Annotated in this window: 21 protein-coding genes; 15 read left to right on the top strand and 6 right to left on the bottom strand. The window is 38.2% G+C overall.

From position 1 onward, the window contains the following. Positions 1 to 17: 17 nt before the first annotated feature. The 6 genes from E2R51_RS03620 (at position 18) to E2R51_RS03645 (ending at position 6,035) form a co-directional block, all read left to right on the top strand. On the top strand, positions 18 to 785 hold the full coding sequence (locus E2R51_RS03620; RefSeq protein WP_165967129.1) for a carotenoid biosynthesis protein: 768 nt from the start codon (positions 18 to 20) through the stop codon (positions 783 to 785). Further along, complete coding sequence (locus E2R51_RS03625; RefSeq protein ID WP_133375662.1) at positions 778 to 1,512, top strand: lysophospholipid acyltransferase family protein; 735 nt, start codon at positions 778 to 780, stop codon at positions 1,510 to 1,512. The genes E2R51_RS03620 and E2R51_RS03625 overlap by 8 nt, the downstream gene beginning before the upstream one ends. Beyond that, positions 1,509 to 2,606 carry a glycosyltransferase family 2 protein gene (locus tag E2R51_RS03630; protein WP_133375663.1) on the top strand — a complete coding sequence of 366 codons (1,098 nt, stop codon included), beginning with the start codon at positions 1,509 to 1,511 and terminating at the stop codon, positions 2,604 to 2,606. Before E2R51_RS03625 ends, E2R51_RS03630 begins: the two co-directional genes overlap by 4 nt. Beyond that, positions 2,603 to 4,072 carry a phytoene desaturase family protein gene (locus tag E2R51_RS03635; protein ID WP_133375664.1) on the top strand — a complete coding sequence of 490 codons (1,470 nt, stop codon included), beginning with the start codon at positions 2,603 to 2,605 and terminating at the stop codon, positions 4,070 to 4,072. Before E2R51_RS03630 ends, E2R51_RS03635 begins: the two co-directional genes overlap by 4 nt. 93 nt (positions 4,073 to 4,165) lie before the next feature. Then, positions 4,166 to 5,233 carry an undecaprenyldiphospho-muramoylpentapeptide beta-N-acetylglucosaminyltransferase gene (locus E2R51_RS03640; RefSeq protein ID WP_133375665.1) on the top strand — a complete coding sequence of 356 codons (1,068 nt, stop codon included), beginning with the start codon at positions 4,166 to 4,168 and terminating at the stop codon, positions 5,231 to 5,233. A gap of 142 nt (positions 5,234 to 5,375) precedes the next feature. Then, positions 5,376 to 6,035: an SDR family oxidoreductase gene (locus E2R51_RS03645; RefSeq protein ID WP_133375666.1), complete on the top strand. Its 660-nt coding sequence runs from the start codon at positions 5,376 to 5,378 to the stop codon at positions 6,033 to 6,035. Between the two features lie 33 nt (positions 6,036 to 6,068). On the opposite strand, the gene E2R51_RS03650 is transcribed toward E2R51_RS03645, so the two are convergent. Both E2R51_RS03650 and E2R51_RS03655 read right to left on the bottom strand, forming a co-directional pair. Continuing rightward, complete coding sequence (locus E2R51_RS03650; protein ID WP_133375667.1) at positions 6,069 to 6,620, bottom strand: GNAT family N-acetyltransferase; 552 nt, start codon at positions 6,618 to 6,620, stop codon at positions 6,069 to 6,071. A gap of 289 nt (positions 6,621 to 6,909) precedes the next feature. Further along, positions 6,910 to 8,037, bottom strand: a complete 1,128-nt coding sequence (locus E2R51_RS03655; protein ID WP_133375668.1) for an amidohydrolase — start codon at positions 8,035 to 8,037, stop codon at positions 6,910 to 6,912. Positions 8,038 to 8,257: 220 nt separating this feature from the next. Here E2R51_RS03655 and E2R51_RS03660 point away from each other — a divergent pair, with 220 nt between their 5' ends. The 4 genes from E2R51_RS03660 to E2R51_RS03675 all read left to right on the top strand — a co-directional run bounded on the left by E2R51_RS03660 (position 8,258) and on the right by E2R51_RS03675 (position 10,581). Beyond that, positions 8,258 to 9,106, top strand: coding sequence for an STAS domain-containing protein (locus E2R51_RS03660; protein WP_240732948.1), 849 nt, complete (start codon positions 8,258 to 8,260; stop codon positions 9,104 to 9,106). Positions 9,107 to 9,189: 83 nt separating this feature from the next. Further along, positions 9,190 to 9,756 carry a YitT family protein gene (locus E2R51_RS03665; RefSeq protein WP_133375669.1) on the top strand — a complete coding sequence of 189 codons (567 nt, stop codon included), beginning with the start codon at positions 9,190 to 9,192 and terminating at the stop codon, positions 9,754 to 9,756. 27 nt (positions 9,757 to 9,783) lie between these two features. After that, positions 9,784 to 10,245 (top strand): hypothetical protein, encoded by a 462-nt coding sequence (locus E2R51_RS03670; RefSeq protein ID WP_133375670.1) that lies wholly within the window; start codon positions 9,784 to 9,786, stop codon positions 10,243 to 10,245. A gap of 141 nt (positions 10,246 to 10,386) precedes the next feature. Further along, positions 10,387 to 10,581 carry a hypothetical protein gene (locus E2R51_RS03675; RefSeq protein ID WP_133375671.1) on the top strand — a complete coding sequence of 65 codons (195 nt, stop codon included), beginning with the start codon at positions 10,387 to 10,389 and terminating at the stop codon, positions 10,579 to 10,581. Between the two features lie 96 nt (positions 10,582 to 10,677). Here E2R51_RS03675 and E2R51_RS03680 read toward each other — a convergent pair whose 3' ends face one another. Both E2R51_RS03680 and E2R51_RS03685 read right to left on the bottom strand, forming a co-directional pair. Then, the gene (locus E2R51_RS03680; RefSeq protein ID WP_133375672.1) at positions 10,678 to 11,391 is read right to left on the bottom strand and encodes a DUF459 domain-containing protein; all 714 of its coding nucleotides are present in this window, start codon (positions 11,389 to 11,391) and stop codon (positions 10,678 to 10,680) included. 247 nt (positions 11,392 to 11,638) lie between these two features. Further along, positions 11,639 to 11,794 (bottom strand): YjcZ family sporulation protein, encoded by a 156-nt coding sequence (locus E2R51_RS03685; protein WP_205703303.1) that lies wholly within the window; start codon positions 11,792 to 11,794, stop codon positions 11,639 to 11,641. A gap of 163 nt (positions 11,795 to 11,957) precedes the next feature. Between E2R51_RS03685 and E2R51_RS03690 the strand changes: the two genes are divergently transcribed. The 3 genes from E2R51_RS03690 to E2R51_RS03700 all read left to right on the top strand — a co-directional run bounded on the left by E2R51_RS03690 (position 11,958) and on the right by E2R51_RS03700 (position 13,534). Continuing rightward, positions 11,958 to 12,410 (top strand): spore coat protein, encoded by a 453-nt coding sequence (locus E2R51_RS03690; protein ID WP_133375674.1) that lies wholly within the window; start codon positions 11,958 to 11,960, stop codon positions 12,408 to 12,410. A 232-nt stretch (positions 12,411 to 12,642) separates the two neighbouring features. Continuing rightward, positions 12,643 to 12,918 (top strand): holin, encoded by a 276-nt coding sequence (locus tag E2R51_RS03695; protein WP_133375675.1) that lies wholly within the window; start codon positions 12,643 to 12,645, stop codon positions 12,916 to 12,918. 169 nt (positions 12,919 to 13,087) lie between these two features. Beyond that, positions 13,088 to 13,534, top strand: coding sequence for a CBO0543 family protein (locus E2R51_RS03700; protein WP_133375676.1), 447 nt, complete (start codon positions 13,088 to 13,090; stop codon positions 13,532 to 13,534). Between the two features lie 75 nt (positions 13,535 to 13,609). Here E2R51_RS03700 and E2R51_RS03705 read toward each other — a convergent pair whose 3' ends face one another. Further along, a complete protein-coding gene (locus tag E2R51_RS03705; protein WP_483299899.1) occupies positions 13,610 to 14,440 on the bottom strand; it encodes a cupin domain-containing protein in 831 nt (276 codons plus the stop codon). A gap of 252 nt (positions 14,441 to 14,692) precedes the next feature. On the opposite strand from E2R51_RS03705, the gene E2R51_RS03710 reads away from it, so the two are divergent. Next, positions 14,693 to 16,420, top strand: a complete 1,728-nt coding sequence (locus E2R51_RS03710) for an ATP-binding protein (protein ID WP_133375677.1) — start codon at positions 14,693 to 14,695, stop codon at positions 16,418 to 16,420. 210 nt (positions 16,421 to 16,630) lie between these two features. On the opposite strand, the gene E2R51_RS03715 is transcribed toward E2R51_RS03710, so the two are convergent. After that, positions 16,631 to 17,548 (bottom strand): iron-hydroxamate ABC transporter substrate-binding protein, encoded by a 918-nt coding sequence (locus E2R51_RS03715; RefSeq protein WP_133375678.1) that lies wholly within the window; start codon positions 17,546 to 17,548, stop codon positions 16,631 to 16,633. A 343-nt stretch (positions 17,549 to 17,891) separates the two neighbouring features. On the opposite strand from E2R51_RS03715, the gene E2R51_RS03720 reads away from it, so the two are divergent. Next, positions 17,892 to 18,989, top strand: coding sequence for an acyltransferase (locus E2R51_RS03720; RefSeq protein ID WP_133375679.1), 1,098 nt, complete (start codon positions 17,892 to 17,894; stop codon positions 18,987 to 18,989). Positions 18,990 to 19,085 lie beyond the last annotated feature (96 nt).

The following is a 19,085-nucleotide window of genomic DNA, read 5'->3' on the forward strand; positions in this document are numbered from 1 at the left end:
CTTATGGAGGTCAGTATATGGAATGGGTTTGGAGAATTTTTTTAGTGTGGTACTCGGTGGGTATCATTTTGGTGGGGTTTGATCTGCTCCCTCCTTTTCTGGAATGGGCTAACGCTGTCTTTCTCTATTTAGCTGGGGCACTGGCTGTTATTTATGCTGTAAAAACACTGGGATTATTAACAGGTCTTACTTTTTCGGTAATTATTATGGCATTTACCATGTGGGCTGAGTCCCTTGGTGTTAAATATGGCTGGGTTTTTGGCGCTTATCATTATGAAAAGGACTTCGGTGTACAGATTTTTGGCGTACCGTTAACCATCGGCTTTGCCTGGGTTATGGTGATATTTACTTCAATGGCACTGGTTCGGCCATGGCTGAATCAATCATTTTCAGTTCCTGGAATGCTTATCTACCCGCTTATAACCTCAATGCTTGCAGTGTGTATGGATTTAATTATAGATCCTGTTGCTTTTGTAGCAAAAGAATACTGGGTTTGGGAGGATTCGGGTCCTTATTACGGCATTCCAAATCAAAATTTTGCCGGATGGTTTTTTGTATCATTTGGAATACAGTTCCTGCTGTACATCTGGATGACTTCTAAATCCGCGAAATGGGATGAGCTATGGACCAAACGAATGAAATGGCTTTACGGGATGATGATTGCCATGTTTGTTGTAACCTCACTGATGGCAGGGTTGTATTTGGCTATTTTCATTACAATCTCCGGGTTAGCTGTGACATTCATCGCAGCGAAAACAGGAAGGAGAATTCTTATTAATGAATAAGCCCAAAAAATCACTCAAAACAGAAATCTTGCTGACAAGCTTTCTGAACCTGCAGTTTAAAAAGCATTTTTATAAAATTTATATCCATGATCAGCGCTCTGCTGAAGGCTCAGGACCAAAATTATATGTTATGAATCATTCAAACTGGTGGGACGGGCTGTTAATATTTTATTTAAATCGAAAAGTAATGAAAGAGGACAGTTATGCCATGATGAGCAAAAAGGGGATGACAGATTTCCCTTTTTTCGGCAAGATCGGTGCTTTTGCTGTTGATCCCGCCTCTCCAAAAGATTTAATGCGCTCATTAAAAACTTCATTGTCCCTTCTTGAAGAAAATAAAAGTGTCTGGATCTTTCCTCAAGGAAAAGAAGAACATATAGAAAAAAGACCATTTACTTATATGAATGGCCCTGCTTATTTAGCAGAGAGAATCTCTAATTTGAAGATTATTCCGATTGCTGCTTATTACACCTTCAGGCATGACCAGCGGCCAGAACTGTTCATACGGATTGGGCATACTGTACCTCCTGACAGATTTAGCGGATTAAACAGGGGAGAGATTACAAATGATCTGCGTGTGATTCATGAGGAATTGGTTTCGAGTGTTAGGGAAGATATAATTAATGAACAAACAGATCAATACACTTTGTTTAAAAGTGGATCAAAAACGGCAAGTGAATGGCTGCAGTGGATGAAAAGCCCTCTACATAAAAGGAGTATAAAATGATTCTGTTAATCGCTGGTTTACTGGCTTTCATATTATTTACTACAATAAATGTCATATCCATGCCCACATTAAAGCAAACAGATCATTCCTTAAAAGGGAAAGTGTCCATTCTTATTCCGATGCGAAATGAAGAAGAGAACGCAGCAGGGATTATAAATTCAATAAAAAGCATTCAATATCCCGAAATAGAAGTACTGGTTCTAAATGACAAGTCTACAGATCGAACAGAAGAGTGCCTGCAGAGAGCCATCAATGGCGATCAGCGTTTTTCCGTCTATGAGGGAAGTGAACTCCCAAAAGGCTGGGTGGGGAAGGTGCATGCCTGCAAGCAATTAGGTAAAAGGGCCAAAGGAGAATATTTATTATTTCTGGATGCAGATGTAAGAGTGGAGCCAAATGTAGTTCACCAGGCTATGCATGTCATGGAAAGATACAACTCCAAGCTTGTAACGGGGTTTCCAAAATTCCCAATCCGTCCTTTTATCGGCAGACTTCTTGTCCCGCTTCAGCATTTTTTTATTTTTTTCCATCTGCCAAATATCATCGGCAACACCACTGTCATTCCTGCTTTTACCGCTGCACATGGAGCGTTTATGTTTTTTGAAAAAAAAGCATATGACGCGATCGGCGGGCATGCGGCAGTAAAAGACTCGCTCATTGAGGATATTCATATCACCAGAACAATGAAAAGGCATGGCTTTAAAGCGACACTTGCAAATGTCACGCCCTCAGTTTCCTGTTTTATGTATGATACGAACAAGGATGTCTGGGAGGGGTTCTTAAAAAATATTTACGTTGGTTTGGGCAGGTCGCCGGTTACAGCCCTTTTGGTCAGTATATTTTATCTGTCATTTTATTTTCTTCCGCTTATAATCGCCATACTTTCAATATGGACCTTGGAATGGCACTGGATTATACCCCTTCTCTTAGTTTGGGTCCAGACGGCCATCATTGACAGGGCTGCAAAGCAAGCTCCTTTTCATTTTTTATTAATGCCTTTATCAGCTGTCGCTTTAACGATTCTTTTAGGGGCTTCAATGCTGCGTTCCATCTTTAAAAAAGGATATGTCTGGAAAGGAAGAATATATAAATGAAAAAAGTTGTCATTATCGGAGCAGGGCTGGGCGGATTGGCGGCCGGCATCCAGCTTCAACACGAGGGTTACCACGTAACGATAGTGGAAAAGAATGCACATGCCGGCGGGAAAATGATGCCGGTAAAAATCGGTGACTATTCCTTTGATTTTGGACCGAATACGATTACCATGCCGGATGTATTTCGAAAAGTCCTGTCCAATGTAGGAGAATCACTTGATGATTATATTGAATTCGTTCGGCTGGATCATCATACGAAGAATGTATTTTACTCTGGCGATTCATTTATTCAATCCACTAGCCCGGATGCAGTTATTAAGCAGCTCGCGGATTTGGATCCCACAGCAGCTCAAACGTACTGGGATTACTTAAAGGAAGTTCAGCGGCTTTACAAGCAGTCGGAGCACGGATTTTTTCATCGCACATTTCAAAGCTGGCTGGATTATTTGTCTCCATCCCTCACAAAGGCATTCTTTTCAGTCAGGCCTTTAGAGACGATGAATCATTTTCACTCCCGCTACTTTAAAAATAAAGAAATTCTTCAGGTTTTTAATCGCTACGCGACCTATATCGGCTCTTCCCCTTATAAAACCCCTGCAACTTTCTCGATGATCGGGTATCTGGAAATGACTGAAGGTGTTTTTACGATAAAGGGAGGAAATCCTAATCTCGCTCAAGCATTTGTTGAGGTATTTAAAAAATTAGGAGGTAGTCTGCATCTTGAACAAGAGGTTTCACAGGTTATCGTCCGTGATCAGACCGCTGCAGGTGTGCAATTAGCCAGTGGCATGGAGGTTCCTGCAGACACAGTAATTATCAATGGTGATTTTATTACGGCAACTAAACAACTAATTAGCGAGGAGCTTAGACCTTCTTTGCCCAATAAAAAACTAGATTCTTATGAGCCTTCAATATCTGCATTTGTTATTTTGGCAGGATTAAAGAAATATCAGCAGGACATTCATCACCATCAGGTGTTTTTTCCTGAAGATTACAAGCGGGAATTCAGTGATATTTTTGAAAAAAATCAGCTTCCGGAAGACCCCACTGTCTATATTTGCCATAGCGCATATACAGACCGGAGCATATCAAAGGGAAGCAATTTATTTATTTTAGTCAATGCCCCTGCCGTTAACATGAAGAGCGGTGAGGAGATAGACCGCTATAAAAATAAAATTTATGATCGACTGGAAAAAGAAGGTATTGATATTAGAGAAAATCTGGAGGTTGAAAAAGTGTATACGCCAGATTCCATTGCTCATCTTTTTCACGCGTATAAAGGTGCACTTTACGGTGTTTCCTCCCATAAAAAAAGCGATGCATTTCTAAGGCCAAGAAATAAGAGCAAAGATATAAAAGCACTATACTATGTCGGAGGAACCACTCATCCCGGCGGAGGGTCGCCAATGGTCACACTGAGTGGGTTAAACGTTGCAAAAAAAATCATCTTTAACGATAAGGCTTAGGAATGATATAGTAATAAAGTAAATAATTAAACGTATATTTACTAGAAAATGTGTATAATAGTCAAGTAAACAATTGATGATTGGAGTAAGACTATGACAAAGCGAGTACTATTTACAGGCGGAGGATCAGCTGGACATGTTTCTGTTAATGTTGCCCTGATTCCCAGATTCAAAGAAAAAGGATGGACCATCAGCTATATTGGTTCACATAATGGCATTGAAAAAGAAATGATTACAAAACAATTTCCTGCGGTTCCTTATCACGGGATTGCCAGCGGTAAATTGAGAAGATATTTTTCCATGAAAAATTTCACCGATCCTTTCCGGGTTTTAGCAGGCGTCATGCAGGCATTTCGTGTGATTAAAAAAGAAAAGCCCGATGTTATTTTTTCTAAAGGCGGATTTGTTTCCGTACCTGTTTTACTGGCAGCCAAGATGGCGAAGGTCCCGGCAGTAATTCACGAATCAGATGTAACGCCGGGTCTGGCAAACAAATTGGCCATTCCTTTTGCTACAAAAATATACACCACTTTTAAAGAAACGCTTCAATTTATGCCAGCTGACCGTTCCACTTGTGCAGGCGCAATTATCAGAGAAGACTTATTCTCAGGTTCGAGGGCAAAGGGTGAAGAACTAACTGAGCTTCATGCATCCAAACCCGTGCTGATGGTTATGGGCGGAAGCTTAGGTGCTCAAGGGATAAATAAAATCGTACGGGATTCACTTGATCAGCTGCTGGAGCACTTTTCCATCATTCATTTATGCGGGAAGGGCAATTTATTGCAAAAGCCAAGAGAAGGTTATGTGCAGTATGAATTTGTAACCGACGAACTGCCGCATTTGCTCGAGATCACAGATCTGGTTGTGTCACGAGCAGGATCAAATTCAATCTTTGAGTTTTTGGCTTTAAAAAAACCGATGCTTCTGATTCCTCTTCCCAGAGAATCCAGCAGAGGAGATCAAATCCTAAATGCAAACTCCTTTGTCCAGCATGGCTTTGCGCTTAAATTAGAAGAAGAGCATTTGACCCAGGAGTGTTTTATAACAACAGTGAGACAGCTTCGCGATCAGCAATGGTCGATGGTGGAAAAAATGGATGAAGCACCGCCTTCCTACACGATTGACCAGATGGTGGATGAAATTGCTTCACTAACAAAATAATATCCGTTCTAAAAGGTGCTCTTTCGTTTTTTGAAAGGGTGCTTTTTTTAGTGGTACAGTTAAGATAGCCTACTCTTACGTTTAGAACAAAATGGCGGGGGTAAAGTTGATTAGACACAGCTATCTGAAGGGATTGAAGAAAATGAAAGAGAGACAAAATGTATTAGTTATCGGAGCAAACGGCACAACCGGCAGAATGGTTGTTGACCTGCTGGCTAAGAAAAGCTCATATTATGCAATGGGCATGGTTCGCAATGAGGAACAAAAAGCAACAATTGAACAGCTTGGAGGACTACCAGTGTTGGGAAATCTGGAGGAAGATTTCAGCAGCGCATATAAAGATGTAGATGTTGTAATTTTCGCTGCAGGATCCGGAGGAAATACCGGACCGGATAAAACAAAATCGGTTGATAAAGAAGGGGCCATTAAAGCAATTGATTATGCAAAAGCGCATGGTGTGAAGAAGTTTATCATGCTGAGTGCCCTCGGAGCAGAAGATCCTTCCCAGCTTGATCTCGACGAAAGCATGGAAGTGTATTATGATGCCAAGCACGCCGCTGATGTCCATTTGGAAAAAAGTGGTTTAACATACACAATTATTCGCCCGGGTGCGCTGACAGATGAAGATGCAAAAGGGACAATTCGGGCAGAAGAGATTCTTGAAAACCGCGATGGGGACATTACCCGGGCAGATGTTGCAGCTGTACTGGTGCAAGCAGTTAACATGGACGGGCTTAACAATAAAGCAATTGAAATCCTTAACGACGAAACAGATATAATAACTGCTCTTAATAGAGCATAAGGAAAAGTCCACGCGAGAGACCGCGTGGACTTTTTATGCTTCAAGCGCTTCTTCCTGAACATCGAGCTTTCGCATAATATGGAAGGTATACAGATCCTTGGAGATTTCATATAAATTGTACATTTTTTCTTCAGCATTGATCTGATCATAAATATGCTGCTTTGATTCGTTCGCTAATACGGTATAAGGCAGTTTTTCTGCTGCTTTTTGAGAACGCACATTTGCTTTTCTGATCTTCATATAAACTGTTTCAATCCCCAGCTCATAAAATAATTCCTTAAAGAAAGCTTCCTTGGCAAGCAGATTATATCCTTTGCCATGATACGGTTTTCCGAGCCATGTGGCAAGAAATCCTGCGTCGCCTTCTACATCAAATAAATTGATCGTGCCGATGGGAGAACCCCACTCATCCATGATCGTTCTCGAAATAAGTTCGCCTTTTTCTTCGGCTTCGATGGTTTGTTTCGTTAAGAAAACAAGCTCATCAGGCGACTGGGCTTTTTGGCGCACAAAAGGGAAGACTTCCGGATGCACCATCAACTCGAAAAGCGCTTGGCTTTCGTGTATGTCCCGTTTTTTGATCATGGTTTACCCCTCCATAAAAGGGCAGTATCCTAGTAGGACTGCGATACTCACCCTCGAAATTTTTCATAACGTTCATAAAAAATTTCGGGGTGGGAATCGAACCCACTAGAACCAGTCAAAAACCTGGTGGCGCACCATTTGCCTTCCCTCCATTAAAGACCCTCAAAATAGCCCCATGGCATCATTGTATTAAAACTAATGACAGTTTGTTCTACATATTTGCAATTAAATCATACAAAAAAAATCAGGGTTTGAAAATAGTTTTTTTGTATGAAATGTGTAAAGATTTTTAAGAATTTTTATAGACGAATTCCCCATAAATCATTGTAAAGGAAGGTTTTGCCATAAAGTGAAACGGATGCTGGCTCCAGAGTACTAAATCGGCCTCTTTTCCGGCTTCAATACTCCCCACACGGTCCTCAATCCCAAGGTTTCTGGCAGGTCCCATCGTTACTGCTTCAAGCGCTTTTTCAATTGTGAGCCCTTCCCGCACAGCAATGGCTGCACAAACATTTAAGTACTGGATTGGGGTATAAGGATGGTCGGTTGTAATGGAAATATCGATGCCCTGATCTGATAATTTATGGTATGTTTTCCAAGATTTATTTTTGAGCTCGACTTTTGATTTCCGCGTAATGGTAGGACCTATGCAAACCTTGCTTTTAGACCGGATGAGTTCATCTATAATTAAATGGCCTTCTGTACAATGTTCTATCCGAAGGTCCAAGTCAAATTCTTCTGCAAATCGAATCGCAGAAACAATGTCATCTGCCCTGTGAGCATGAATTCTTACTGGAATCTCCCTGTTTAATGCCTTTTTAATCGGTGCTATTCGAATATCTTCGGGATGGGCAGAATGTTTCGCGTGGTAAAATGCCTCTCTTAGCATCCCCATAATCCCCATTCTGGTAATGGAGTCGTTGCTGCCATTGGAATGCATTCTTTTTGGATTTTCTCCAAGAGCAATTTTAAGCCCTGAGGATTCCTTTACAATCATCGATTGGATGATATTTCCGTTGGTTTTAATTACTGTACTTACCCCTCCGATAACATTTGCACTGCCTGGCAGAACATTAACGGTTGTAATGCCATGGGCAATCGCATTTCGGAATCCCTCATCCAATGGATAGATCCCGTCAATTGCACGTATATGAGGCGTTAAAGGCTCAATGGATTCATTGGCGTCATTGCCAGCCCAGCCTGTTCCCTCATCATATAGGCCAAGGTGGGTGTGCACATCAATCATCCCAGGCATCAGATGCTGTCCATTGCAATCATACTCAAAACATCCGGAGGGAGCTTTAATGGAATCTCCTACTTGTAAAATTAATCCGTTTTCAATTAACACATCACCATATTCGATCATGGGTGATGTGATGGGATAGATGAGTGCATTTTTTAACAATAGTTTACTCATGAGGCACCTCTTGCTGTTTTTATTTCATTCTTTAGCTTATTTTACTGTATGATACAAAAAGTGAAAAGGCTTACCGTATTATCTGCTCATACTGTTTAAACATCCCTAAAATTTTCGGGGGATGAAGTGAGTATTTTTTACTAAATTGTTTTAATCATCTATAATTAGATTGGAAAATAGATATAGACATAAAGTAGTTAAACAAAAGGGGAAAAGAATATTGATTACATTTGAAGATATCAAGCCGCAATCCTATACTGATTTTAGTGAAGCAGCCGAGAATGTTTTAAAATTAATGAGTCATTTTATAAATATTAACACTCTTTTTATTGCCAAAAATGATTTAAATACAAATCAAATTGTAAAGGTAATGAACCGGGAAGATGAACTTCTAAAAGAAGGTTCAACAATGCCTTTTCAAGAAACGTTATGCCGGTTAAGTGTTGACAGTGGAAATGAAATATTATTAATTGATGACATAAACAAACACGAGAAGACTAGAAATATGGAGGTTACAAAAAATCTGGGCGGGGGTTCATTTATCGGGATTCCTATTTATTATGAAGACGGAAAAAATTATGGAACGATCTGCGGTTTGGATAATAAACATTTTGAATTCGACGAAAAGCATGTGGAACTCTTTACTACTATATCCTCACTTTTGACATATGTGCTGGAACTGGAGCATGCTCATAACCAGATTCAATCTTTATCAGCCCCCATTGTCCCGATAACGAAAGGGATTGCGGTACTGCCGATTATAGGTGATGTTACCGATGAAAGATACGAAATCATCACGCGTAAAGCTCTGAAAAGCTGTGAAATCATGGATCTTAATTATTTGGTTATTGATCTATCCGGTATTCTGCACATTAATGATTCGATCGGATTTTCCATTGAAAAAATGGTCTCTATGCTTAGATTGGTTGGGACGACGCCAGTTCTGACAGGAGTCAGACCAGACCTTGCTCTAAAAATCACCCAGCTTTCGTTAGCTGATTTTAATGATATTATTGTTGAATCAAACCTTGAATTAGCATTGAAGAGGATAGGGCTTGCTTTTAATTAACCTTCAGTAATCAATTGTTTGCGGACAGACTCTTTCATATCTTTTTATAAATGGCATAGGATGAGAAGTAAAAGGAGAATTCCGTGATTAAGAAAAGTTTAGCCATTGTCTTTGGAAGCCTGATCTTAAGTATTGGCATCAATGCTTTTTTGGTGCCATTTCATCTGCTTGATGGCGGAATGATCGGTTTAGCTCTTATCCTTCATTATTTTTGGGATGTACAAGCAGGACTGGCTATGATTTTGTTAAGCTGTCCTTTATTTATCTATGCCTGGTTTAAGCAGCGTACATATTTTTATAACAGCTTACATGGTCTGCTTGTCTCTTCCTTGATGATTGACTGGCTGTCCCCTTTAAGGTATGCATTTAGCTTTCCGCTTCCCCTCAGTTCATTAGCAGGAGGGCTCTTTATTGGAGCTGGCATAGGATTAATGCTTCGATTTGAAACCAGCACGGGCGGTACTGATTTGATTGCTCAAATGATTTCAAAAGCTATGAAATTAAATGTAGGAGCGGTGATTTTTTTAGTTGATGGAATTGTTGTCCTACTGGGGTATAAAGTGATTGGACTTGAAGGTTTTTTGTATTCATGCGTGGTGATTTGCATTGTAGGCTTAACGACTTCGCTTATTGTTAGCAGGCAGGAATAATGAGCAGTATGTGGAGGCTGATTATCTGTGCATGAGTGGTTTTCCATCCTCTTGACAGGAGTTACAGCAGCAATTGTCAGCACTGCATTACATTATTTTTTTCAATTGAAAATAGAACGAAGAAAAAAAGATGAGAAAATTATCAGGGATTTGTATGGGCCTATCTTTAACATTTTGGGAGAAAAGATAATTATAGGAGAAGGCTACCAGGGGATTGATCAGGATCAGCTAAAAGCAATACGCAATATTATGGATAAAAACCCCTTTATTGTAGATCGGGCGCTGGAAGAAATCACATATAACTTTTTGGAAAAAGAATTTACCAATTTGAGCAAATTATTTCTTAATCAAATACCGCCAATTAACCTCATTTTTGATGAAGACAGAAAACTATTAGAGCATGTACTGTTTCGATACAACGAAAAAAGAAAGGCGCTGGGTCTGCCTTTTGACGAAGCTTACTTAAATATAAGAAAGTTACATCCATAGATCAAAGTAAAGCTGCCCTTTACTTTGATCTTTTTGTGTGCTGTCATTTACATTATATTAACCCGAAGGATATATAAATGTAACCTTATTGAAAACATTTACATTACTTTTTCTGGTATAATAAAGATGGAGGTGGAAGGATTGAATAAAATTGAGCTCACTAAAAAAGTTACAACGATTATTGAAAAACTTGATTCCGGGCGTATTAAATTTGTTAGTCCTAATGATCCGACCATTACTGCTATTCACAATATAGAAAAAGATGAAGAAGGGTATGTAAATCCTGCAACCGTTAATTCACTGGTAAAATCCTTCATTAAAATTTCGGATATTTAAATAACTCATACAATTAATTGCCCGTGCAGTATGCCGGGTATTTTATTTTGCCTGAAAGCTGAAAAAAACCACCTTCATAAAGAAGGCAGCTATGCTTTAAAAGTCATATTCTTCTATGATTTTCTTCGTAATCAGTTCATAACCTTCACTGTTTGGATGAAGGGCATCACTAAAATAGGTTTTGGATTTTTCTTTAAAAAGTCCGTTAGTAGGGATATATTTGACTCTTTTGTCATGACTGACAATTTCCTTGCTTGTACTGTTCCAGTCATTTACAACTTCTTCAATCTCTTCAGAAGAGGGGTAAGGGTTAAACAAGCCCAGCAGCAACACAGGAGCGTCATCATTTTCTTTTCGAATAATCGCTAATATATCTTTTAAATTCCTTGTGTAATCTTCTTTGCCCACTTCAATACGATCCTCATAAATACGGGAAAGATCCCCGCCGTTCGTTTTGACCAAGTCATTTGTACCAATAAATAAGATGATATAATCAGCTTTGTTAATCCGTTCTCTGATATCTTCCCCCTTGAGCTGATCGAGAAGACCGTCAGATTGCTGCCCTGGTATACCGAAGTTATGAACTGTTACAGTATTATGCTGATTTTCAGTCAGCGCTTTCTGTAGATTGCCGGCATAACCAGCACCTGCATCGCCTACTCCATGGGTCAAAGAGTCGCCTAAAGCAACCAGCTCCTCGTGTTTAACCGCTTTATCCTTACTTTCTTTTTCTTTTGAGAAACCAATAGCAATGGTAATGCCAATAATGAATACAAAGATCAATAGTCCTGTTATAATGGTTTTTTTCATATGTACCCTCCTGATGGCTTTAAAATTCCCCAACTGATTTAAGCTTAAACTTTTCAGTTTATTGCAAAAATTATAATTTTTATCAAATTAAACAAACAAAAAAGGACCAAATGGGCCCCTTTTGAGTAAATACGATTGTTATTGTAACGGTGTGATTCAGCTATTGATCACATTGATAAATAATCATGGGTACTCAACTCAAAAGACAAGTTTGTGTAATAACCCCATTTTTTATTTTAGCGAATGACTAACACCATCCTCCGCCACCTTGATGACCTCCACCAGCATAAGAAGATCCAATGACAATCAAAAGGATGAACAAGACAACCAATAATGCGAATCCTCCACCAAGACCTTGACCCATAGTAAAACACCTCCTCTTATAGTAAGCATAATCCATCATATGCACAGAAAAAGTTTGTGATTGGGTATTTACCTATTGAACATGTAACTCTCCACTGGGAGAACTCTTCATAAATCTAGCAATCTAGTTGCATGGTCTATACACCTTTTGCCAAATTGAATACGCTATAGCGTAAGGCAAAAAATGATAAAGGAGGTTTAATATGGATAAAAATACACCAAAGTCTAAAAATGGACGTTCTGTTTCTGAGAATGGCTATCCATATGGAGTTGGATATGGACCATCATTTGAAGAAGAATATGCTAACGTCCAAAGTGCTGCAGGTATTAATACCGAAACACAAGGCTTGTTTATTCGCAATAGCCATGATGTTGAGGTAACTCAAACCGAAGTTCAGACATTAGTATTGGTCCAGACTTCTCTTCAGGCTGCAATTGAAGCGGCTGTTTTAGTATTCGCTTCTCATGAAAAAGAAATAGATACCAGTAAACTTGAAGAAATTGCACAAAGTGTAACAGCTGTTCAATTTCATAGCCAGAATGTCGTAGTTGAAGATTCAGACGGCATCACGATCAGACAAACAGAAGTACAGACAGAAGTAGTTGTTCAAACGGTTATCAAGCTGATTGCTCAGCTCGTGGCAAAACTAGGATAAGTATGAAATGAAAAGAAGAGTGAAAGAGTCAGAGATTTTCTGACTCTTTTATTTATTGTGCAGTGGAATCATTGAATTGTGGTTGAAAATTTTATTTGAGGATGAACGGTAATTTAGGTATTTAATTACCCGGAGAAGAATATTTTAGCTCTAACACATACGGAGGATGACATCCATTTAACGTTGTTTGATGACCATCGCTGTGGAATACATAAAGGGAAGAGGGAATGCTATGAATGAAGTATTAATTTTTGCATCCATCCTGTCACCGGTTGTATTGGGATTTATTGAATTAATTAAGCGCACATGGTCCGTGCCGAAAAATCTCGTCCCACTCATGTCACTTATAGCAGGGATTTTAATTGGGTTTCTCGCGCAGCCTCTTACTGATTTAGACCTTGCCCTAAGGCTTTGGGCAGGAGGCTTTGCTGGACTGAGCGCTACAGGTTTGTTTGAAATTGGAAACAGGAGACCCGGGACAACGTTTAGAAAGAAAAAAGAAAAATAATGTTGCCCTCACATAAAAGAATGTTCTCATGGATAATTTCATGAAGCATTCTTTTTTCTATTTTATGAGTCGTCCAACCATCTTTTTTAAATTTAACTAGTACAGAGAAATGTTTAAGAAGTTTTAGTTAATACTATACAGAAAGGATTTTAAGCAGGGAGAAGATAACATGATCATTAATACTCTTTTCTATTTTATATTGCCGTGGCTTATTGCTTTGTTTGTTATCAGAATTGACATAAAAATTATATTGGTGATCGCTCCATTTGCTGCTATAGCGGCGAACATATTAAACACGATTACGGTTGAATACAACTGGGTTGATGTGACCCCGTACACTTTTGAAACAAATTTTGAATCCATTCCCATGGTTTTAGGTATCATTCCAGTCTTTTCTTCAATTTTTATAAGTATTGTTATCAATTCACAAAATGATTTTCGCTGGTTTCTTGTTTTTTCCATCGTAAATACTTTAATAGAATGGATTTTTTTATGGCTGGGTTTAGCCAGATACACTAACGGATGGAACATTGGGTGGACATTTGTTGTTTATTTAGTGGGATATGGAAGTGTATACGGATATTATAGATTATTGTGCAGATGGAAGGTTATTTGAAATTTAAAGAGGAAACGGTATATAAAAAAAGCCCTGTCTGGGACAGGACTTTTTTTGTTGAACTTAAAACTGCTTCTACATATTCTTGCTTTGCTGAAGAATTTTGGATACTCCTGTGCGTTCCCATTCTTCAACAGTTTGATAAGCTTCCTCAGGTGAATAGCCTTTTCCAACAAGCACGCCCATTAAGATAAACTCCTGAAGAATATGTGTGGCATTTATTCCTCTTTTCACGTCCTCTAGTCCCTCATTCACCAAAAATTGAGTGTGCTGAACCCATTCATCCGGCGTCTTACCGGAAATAACTGTATTTCCCTGGCCATGGCCGTGACTTTCCTCTGCAGCCTCTGCCGCCGCTTTTGTAGCATGAACAGTGCCAAAAGGATGGTTAGGAGGAGCATAGATGGAATAAAGCTTTAGGGGCGTATTGCCTGTATTTGTGAGATTATGCCAGGTTCCGGCAGGGATAATAATCGCAAAATCGTCTGAAACATTTCGCTGAAAAGTTAAGTTGTTTTTTTCCTTCCCCATTTGCACAATTCCCTGCCCCTGTTCAAGACGCAGAAATTGATCTACATTAGGATGCATTTCCAAACCGATATCTTCTCCGGGATTAAGGCTCATTAACGTTAACTGCAAATGCTCGCCTGTCCATAGGGCGGTACGAAACGTATTGTTTTGTTTGGTAGCCTCGTTGATATTTACTACAAATGGTTCTGGTCCGTAATCCTTTAAAGGAATACGCCAATCAGGATTTGACTGATAGCTGTTTCTATAGTCCATCCCGTTTGGATAAGTCCCGTAGCCAGATCCTGCTTCATGGGCATACCCCGGAACATTTGTATATGGATTATACGAATATGGATTTACATAAGGAACATAATACATTGCTTTCAATCCCTTCACAGTTTATAAGGTATCCTATGCACTGTTAACGGAAATGTACATAAAGGGGAAACTGTATGATGCGGGCCTTTATAAGATTAATACATGTGCATATGACTAATCTGACTTGAATGTTATTGAATATAGTTTTTCTTTGTTAAAAGTCTTGTATAATAATTTACATGATGAAACGATGGAACGGTTTTAAAAAGTTAATTACCTCCCGCGAGTACGGAATGAATAACTTTGCAGCAAGTAAGAGGAGGGAATTGAATGGAGTTTACACTATTAATTGCTATATCTCTGATCCCGGTTATCCTGGGATTTTCCATACTGTTTTATTCCAGGATAAGCATAACAAAAGCTTTATCGGTCTTTTTGTTTTTATTGTGTGCGTGGCAAGTGGATATTGCGTTTCTATATGCAAATGATTTCCTTGACCAGGAAGTAATTGATCTGGTCTTTCGTATTTTCAGGTTCGGCAATATTATGATTATGCCTTTGATGTATTATTTTGGGTACCACCTGGTTTTAAACCATAGTGAATTAAAACCATTTCATATCTATTTTAATAAATATGGATTAACCGCGTTAGTTGTTTTTAGCATTATTGTTTATATGATTAACTTTACAGATATAGGTATCATGACCTATTCACTTGTGCCTGAAACTACCTTTGCACCATCTCATTTGATTCCTGTGTATGGAGCACTGAATATCGCTTTTATAATCAATATTGTGTTCGTTTTTACGAATACATTATTTTTAATGGTCATTACAATCAAACTCAAAGATTATTTTTATAAGATATTCTATACAAAAGTAGCATTTGGTGCGCTGTTTGTTTTTCTTAATGGCGCTATAAGTGCTTTTGGATTTTTCCCGCTGTATTTTTCCAGCTTTAATTCTATTTTAATCGCGATAATCCTTTTCTTAGGTTTTTTTCAAATGCAGTCACAAAAATTAAATCAGGCCAATACAAGACTCTATAAGCAAAGCAGTCTGCTGGAAACGATTATGAATATTAATCCTAACTACCTTGTAGTATTAAATAAAAATAATACAATGATAAAATTAAATGATTCAGTCTGTTCTTTATTGTCCATCAAAAGAGAAGACATGGCTGGAAAACATTTCTCTTACTTAAAACAGCATAGTAATCTGGAAGTGGAAACACAAAAAATCCAGAGGCTGATTAATTCAAATGGAGACATACATTATGTTCAATGGGGTTATAGAAGTTTAGAATATAATGATGAAGAATTATATACGCTTTTTTATGGCATCGATTACACGAACCAAAAGCAGAACGAACAGTTGCTGCTTACAACTGAAAAATCAAAGGTCATAGGGGAGCTTGCTGCGAGTATCGCACACGAAATTCGAAACCCTTTAGCTACTGTAAGGGGATTTATACAGCTGTTAAAAGAAAGAAGTGTAGACAGCAGGTATGAAAACATTATCTTGGATGAAATTGACCGCATTAATGATGTGCTGAAAGAGTTGTTGTTATTAGCCAAACCGGAAGCAAATGATGCAAGTGGTGCAACCGAGTCATTATCTATAGATGTATTTAAAGAAATAGAAAACATCATACTTCTTTTCGAAGCAGTAGCGAATGAGCAGAATAAACACATTTATGTAACCAATGCACTTCAGGCGTATACCCATACTGTTTTTCAACGGTCACATTTTAAACAGGTATTAATTAATATTATAAGAAACAGCCTGGAGTCACTTCCTGCTAAAGGCAACATCAAAATAAAACTTGATGAGGTCGGCGGATCAATCCGTATTCGCATAATTGATGACGGGAAGGGGATTTCAAAAGAACGGCTTAAAAGAATAGGTGAACCCTATTATACAAATAAGGAAAAAGGGACCGAAATCGGTCTGACCATCTGCTTCAAATTAATTCAGGATTATTCAGGGCAAATGAAGGTGAAAAGCAAAATAGGCTGGGGAACCACTGTTACGATTCTGCTGCCCTGCAGTGATTAAAAAATATTTCCCAAACAACTTGGGATGGGACAAAACTCGTTGAACAACAAAAAGAATGTCCACATTTGAGGACATTCTTTTTGTTGTTCAGAATCTTTTTTGGCTTACCCAAAATATTTGAACCGGTCTTTTTGAAAAAGTTGTAGTGTCGCTATTATGTCCCATTCTCGTTTTCTTCTATATAAAGAGAATATCAGCTTTATTACTTAATTAATTTTCAAGAAAAGATTTTTCGAAAAATTCCAGAAGATGCTCAAGCGTGATTGGGTCACTGTAAGTGGAGGATTTCGTATCGATTTCAAATACCTGGTCGTTTTGAACAGCAGGTATGTTTTTCCAGGTTTCTGTTTCAATAAAAGAACTGTCACCATCTGTATTTTTACTTAAGATAATGTAGTCCCCTGCAAACTCAGGAATTACTTCATAGGAGAGTGTATAAACGCCGCTTTCGAGCGCCATCTCTTCTACTTTTGCTGGCATTTTTAATTTCATTTCCTGATATAAAATCTCAGTTCCACGGGCATAGTTGTCTCCAAATACATACATTTCTTTATCGCCGTTTTCCAATACAGAAACGGTTGCATCCTCACCGATTTTTTCTCTGATTTTCTCCCCTATGAATTCCGCCCGATTATTAAATTCGCTAACCCAGTCCTTTGCTTCTTGTTCTTTGTTTAAAAGTTTTCCAATTTCGATTTGCTGTGATAAATAATCCAGTTTTCCCCAAGTATAGGCTACGGTTGGGGCAATTTCATTTAGTTTATCAATATTGTTCATATGAGAACCTGCAATGATCAGATCTGGTTCCAGTTCAATGATCTTCTCCAAATCATCTTCAGAAACGACTTCTATATTCTCAAGTCTGTCCTGAAAGAGGGGATTCATATTTGTCCATTCATCAATACCCACAATATTGCCCTCTAAAGCTAATACATTCGGGCCGTTTGTAAGTGCAATAATTCGTTCCGGGTTTTCCGGAACCTCAACAGGACCTGTTTCTGACTGATATGTAATGGTTCTTGGGCTGTTCTCTGGGTTATTTGCAGCGTTGCTCGAAGTATCTTTGTCTCCACATGCACTTAAAATAACAACCAGAACCAGCAGGAAGGGGATGAAACACTTTTTCAATTTGATCTTCTCCTTAGAATAAAAATTATAAGTCATTAATAATGATAATCATTTTCAATGAACACTATCATTTATACTAATAAGGGGGGATATTGTCAATGGGATTATAAAATATTTAATTAATATGGTATTTAATGTTAATAAATGATAATACATGTTAAACCAAAGCCCCGTTTCAACAATTGTTGAAACGGGGCTTTATGAATTTAGGTTTTATCATTGGGATATTTATTTTAGATAAAATCTTAGTAAATTATATTATGATTTTGTAAATTTGCTGAATCTCCTGGTTAGAAAGATTTATAATAAATGCGCTTAAAATAATTAATAAGGGTGTATTTATATGAATCAGCAAGCTCAAATTTTTGATATACATGTTCTGCGGGCAATTGGCTGTTTAATGGTCGTACTCGTTCATGTTTCGGCACTGTATTATGTTCAACGCGGGAGCTGGGAAGATGTAATCCTGTTTATAAATCAGGCAAGTCGATTCGGAACCCCTGTTTTTGCTGTTGTAAGCGGACTTTTATTATTTCTTCAGGTGAAAAAAAGAGGGTTTTTCTTTAAGAAATTTTTCAGTTCACGGTTAAATAAAATCGTTATTCCTTTTTTATTATGGACAGCATTTTATTTAGTTTATATTTGGCTGGTTTTTGGCGCTAACCCTTTCGATGGCGGAATGAATCGTTTTATCTTTAAAGTTGCATTCGGAGAAACGTATTCCCATCTTTATTTTATTTCAATTGTTCTGCAATTTTATTTAATTTTTCCATTGCTGCAGTTTATTAAGGGCAAAGGTGCATGGGTTGGATTGTTAGTCCTGTCTGCATTGCTCCATATCTTTTCAATGAGGTATATGGTATCCGGTCAATTTGAAGGTTTATTTGGCTTAATCGCTGAACAACGTGCTTTCTTGCCAAAGTGGCTATTCTTTTTCATATTCGGCGGGTTTCTTGCTTATCATTGGGACATTGCAAAAAAATGGGCTTATAAAATGAGAGTTCTTTTATTTATAGCAGTATTGCTCATTTTCTACATGGCAGCAGTTGAATATGAGTGGGGCGGTTATATAGGATCCAATCGTATAACAAACATCATTAATCTGCCTATCATCGTCTTGTTTATGATGGCGATCACTGAGAAAATCGCAAGAAACCCTTTACTGCATTCCGTAACTTCAAGACTTGGCGCCATGTCAATGGGGATCTATCTTATACATCCGTTTGTAATAAACATGCTGCAGCGGAATTTACCCACAGAAGTATGGACTCTTTCTCTATTTCCAATCTGGTTTGCAGTAGTGATGTTTATCACGATTGGTATTATTTTGATGATTCAGAAATTACCGTTTGGTCATGTCATTTTAACGGTTCCTGCTGTAGGGAAAAAGACAATTGTTAGTGATAGCAAAAATGAAGTTTTGAAGAGGAGGGTTGTTTGATGACTTACGAGAACCATAAGTAATCAAAGGAACCCAGAGACAAAAACCTTTACAAAACACTGATTTATCAGACATAATAAGAGTACAATTGAATCA

The sequence above is a fragment of the Jeotgalibacillus sp. S-D1 genome, from assembly GCF_004358665.1.
Classification (GTDB): domain Bacteria; phylum Bacillota; class Bacilli; order Bacillales; family Jeotgalibacillaceae; genus Jeotgalibacillus.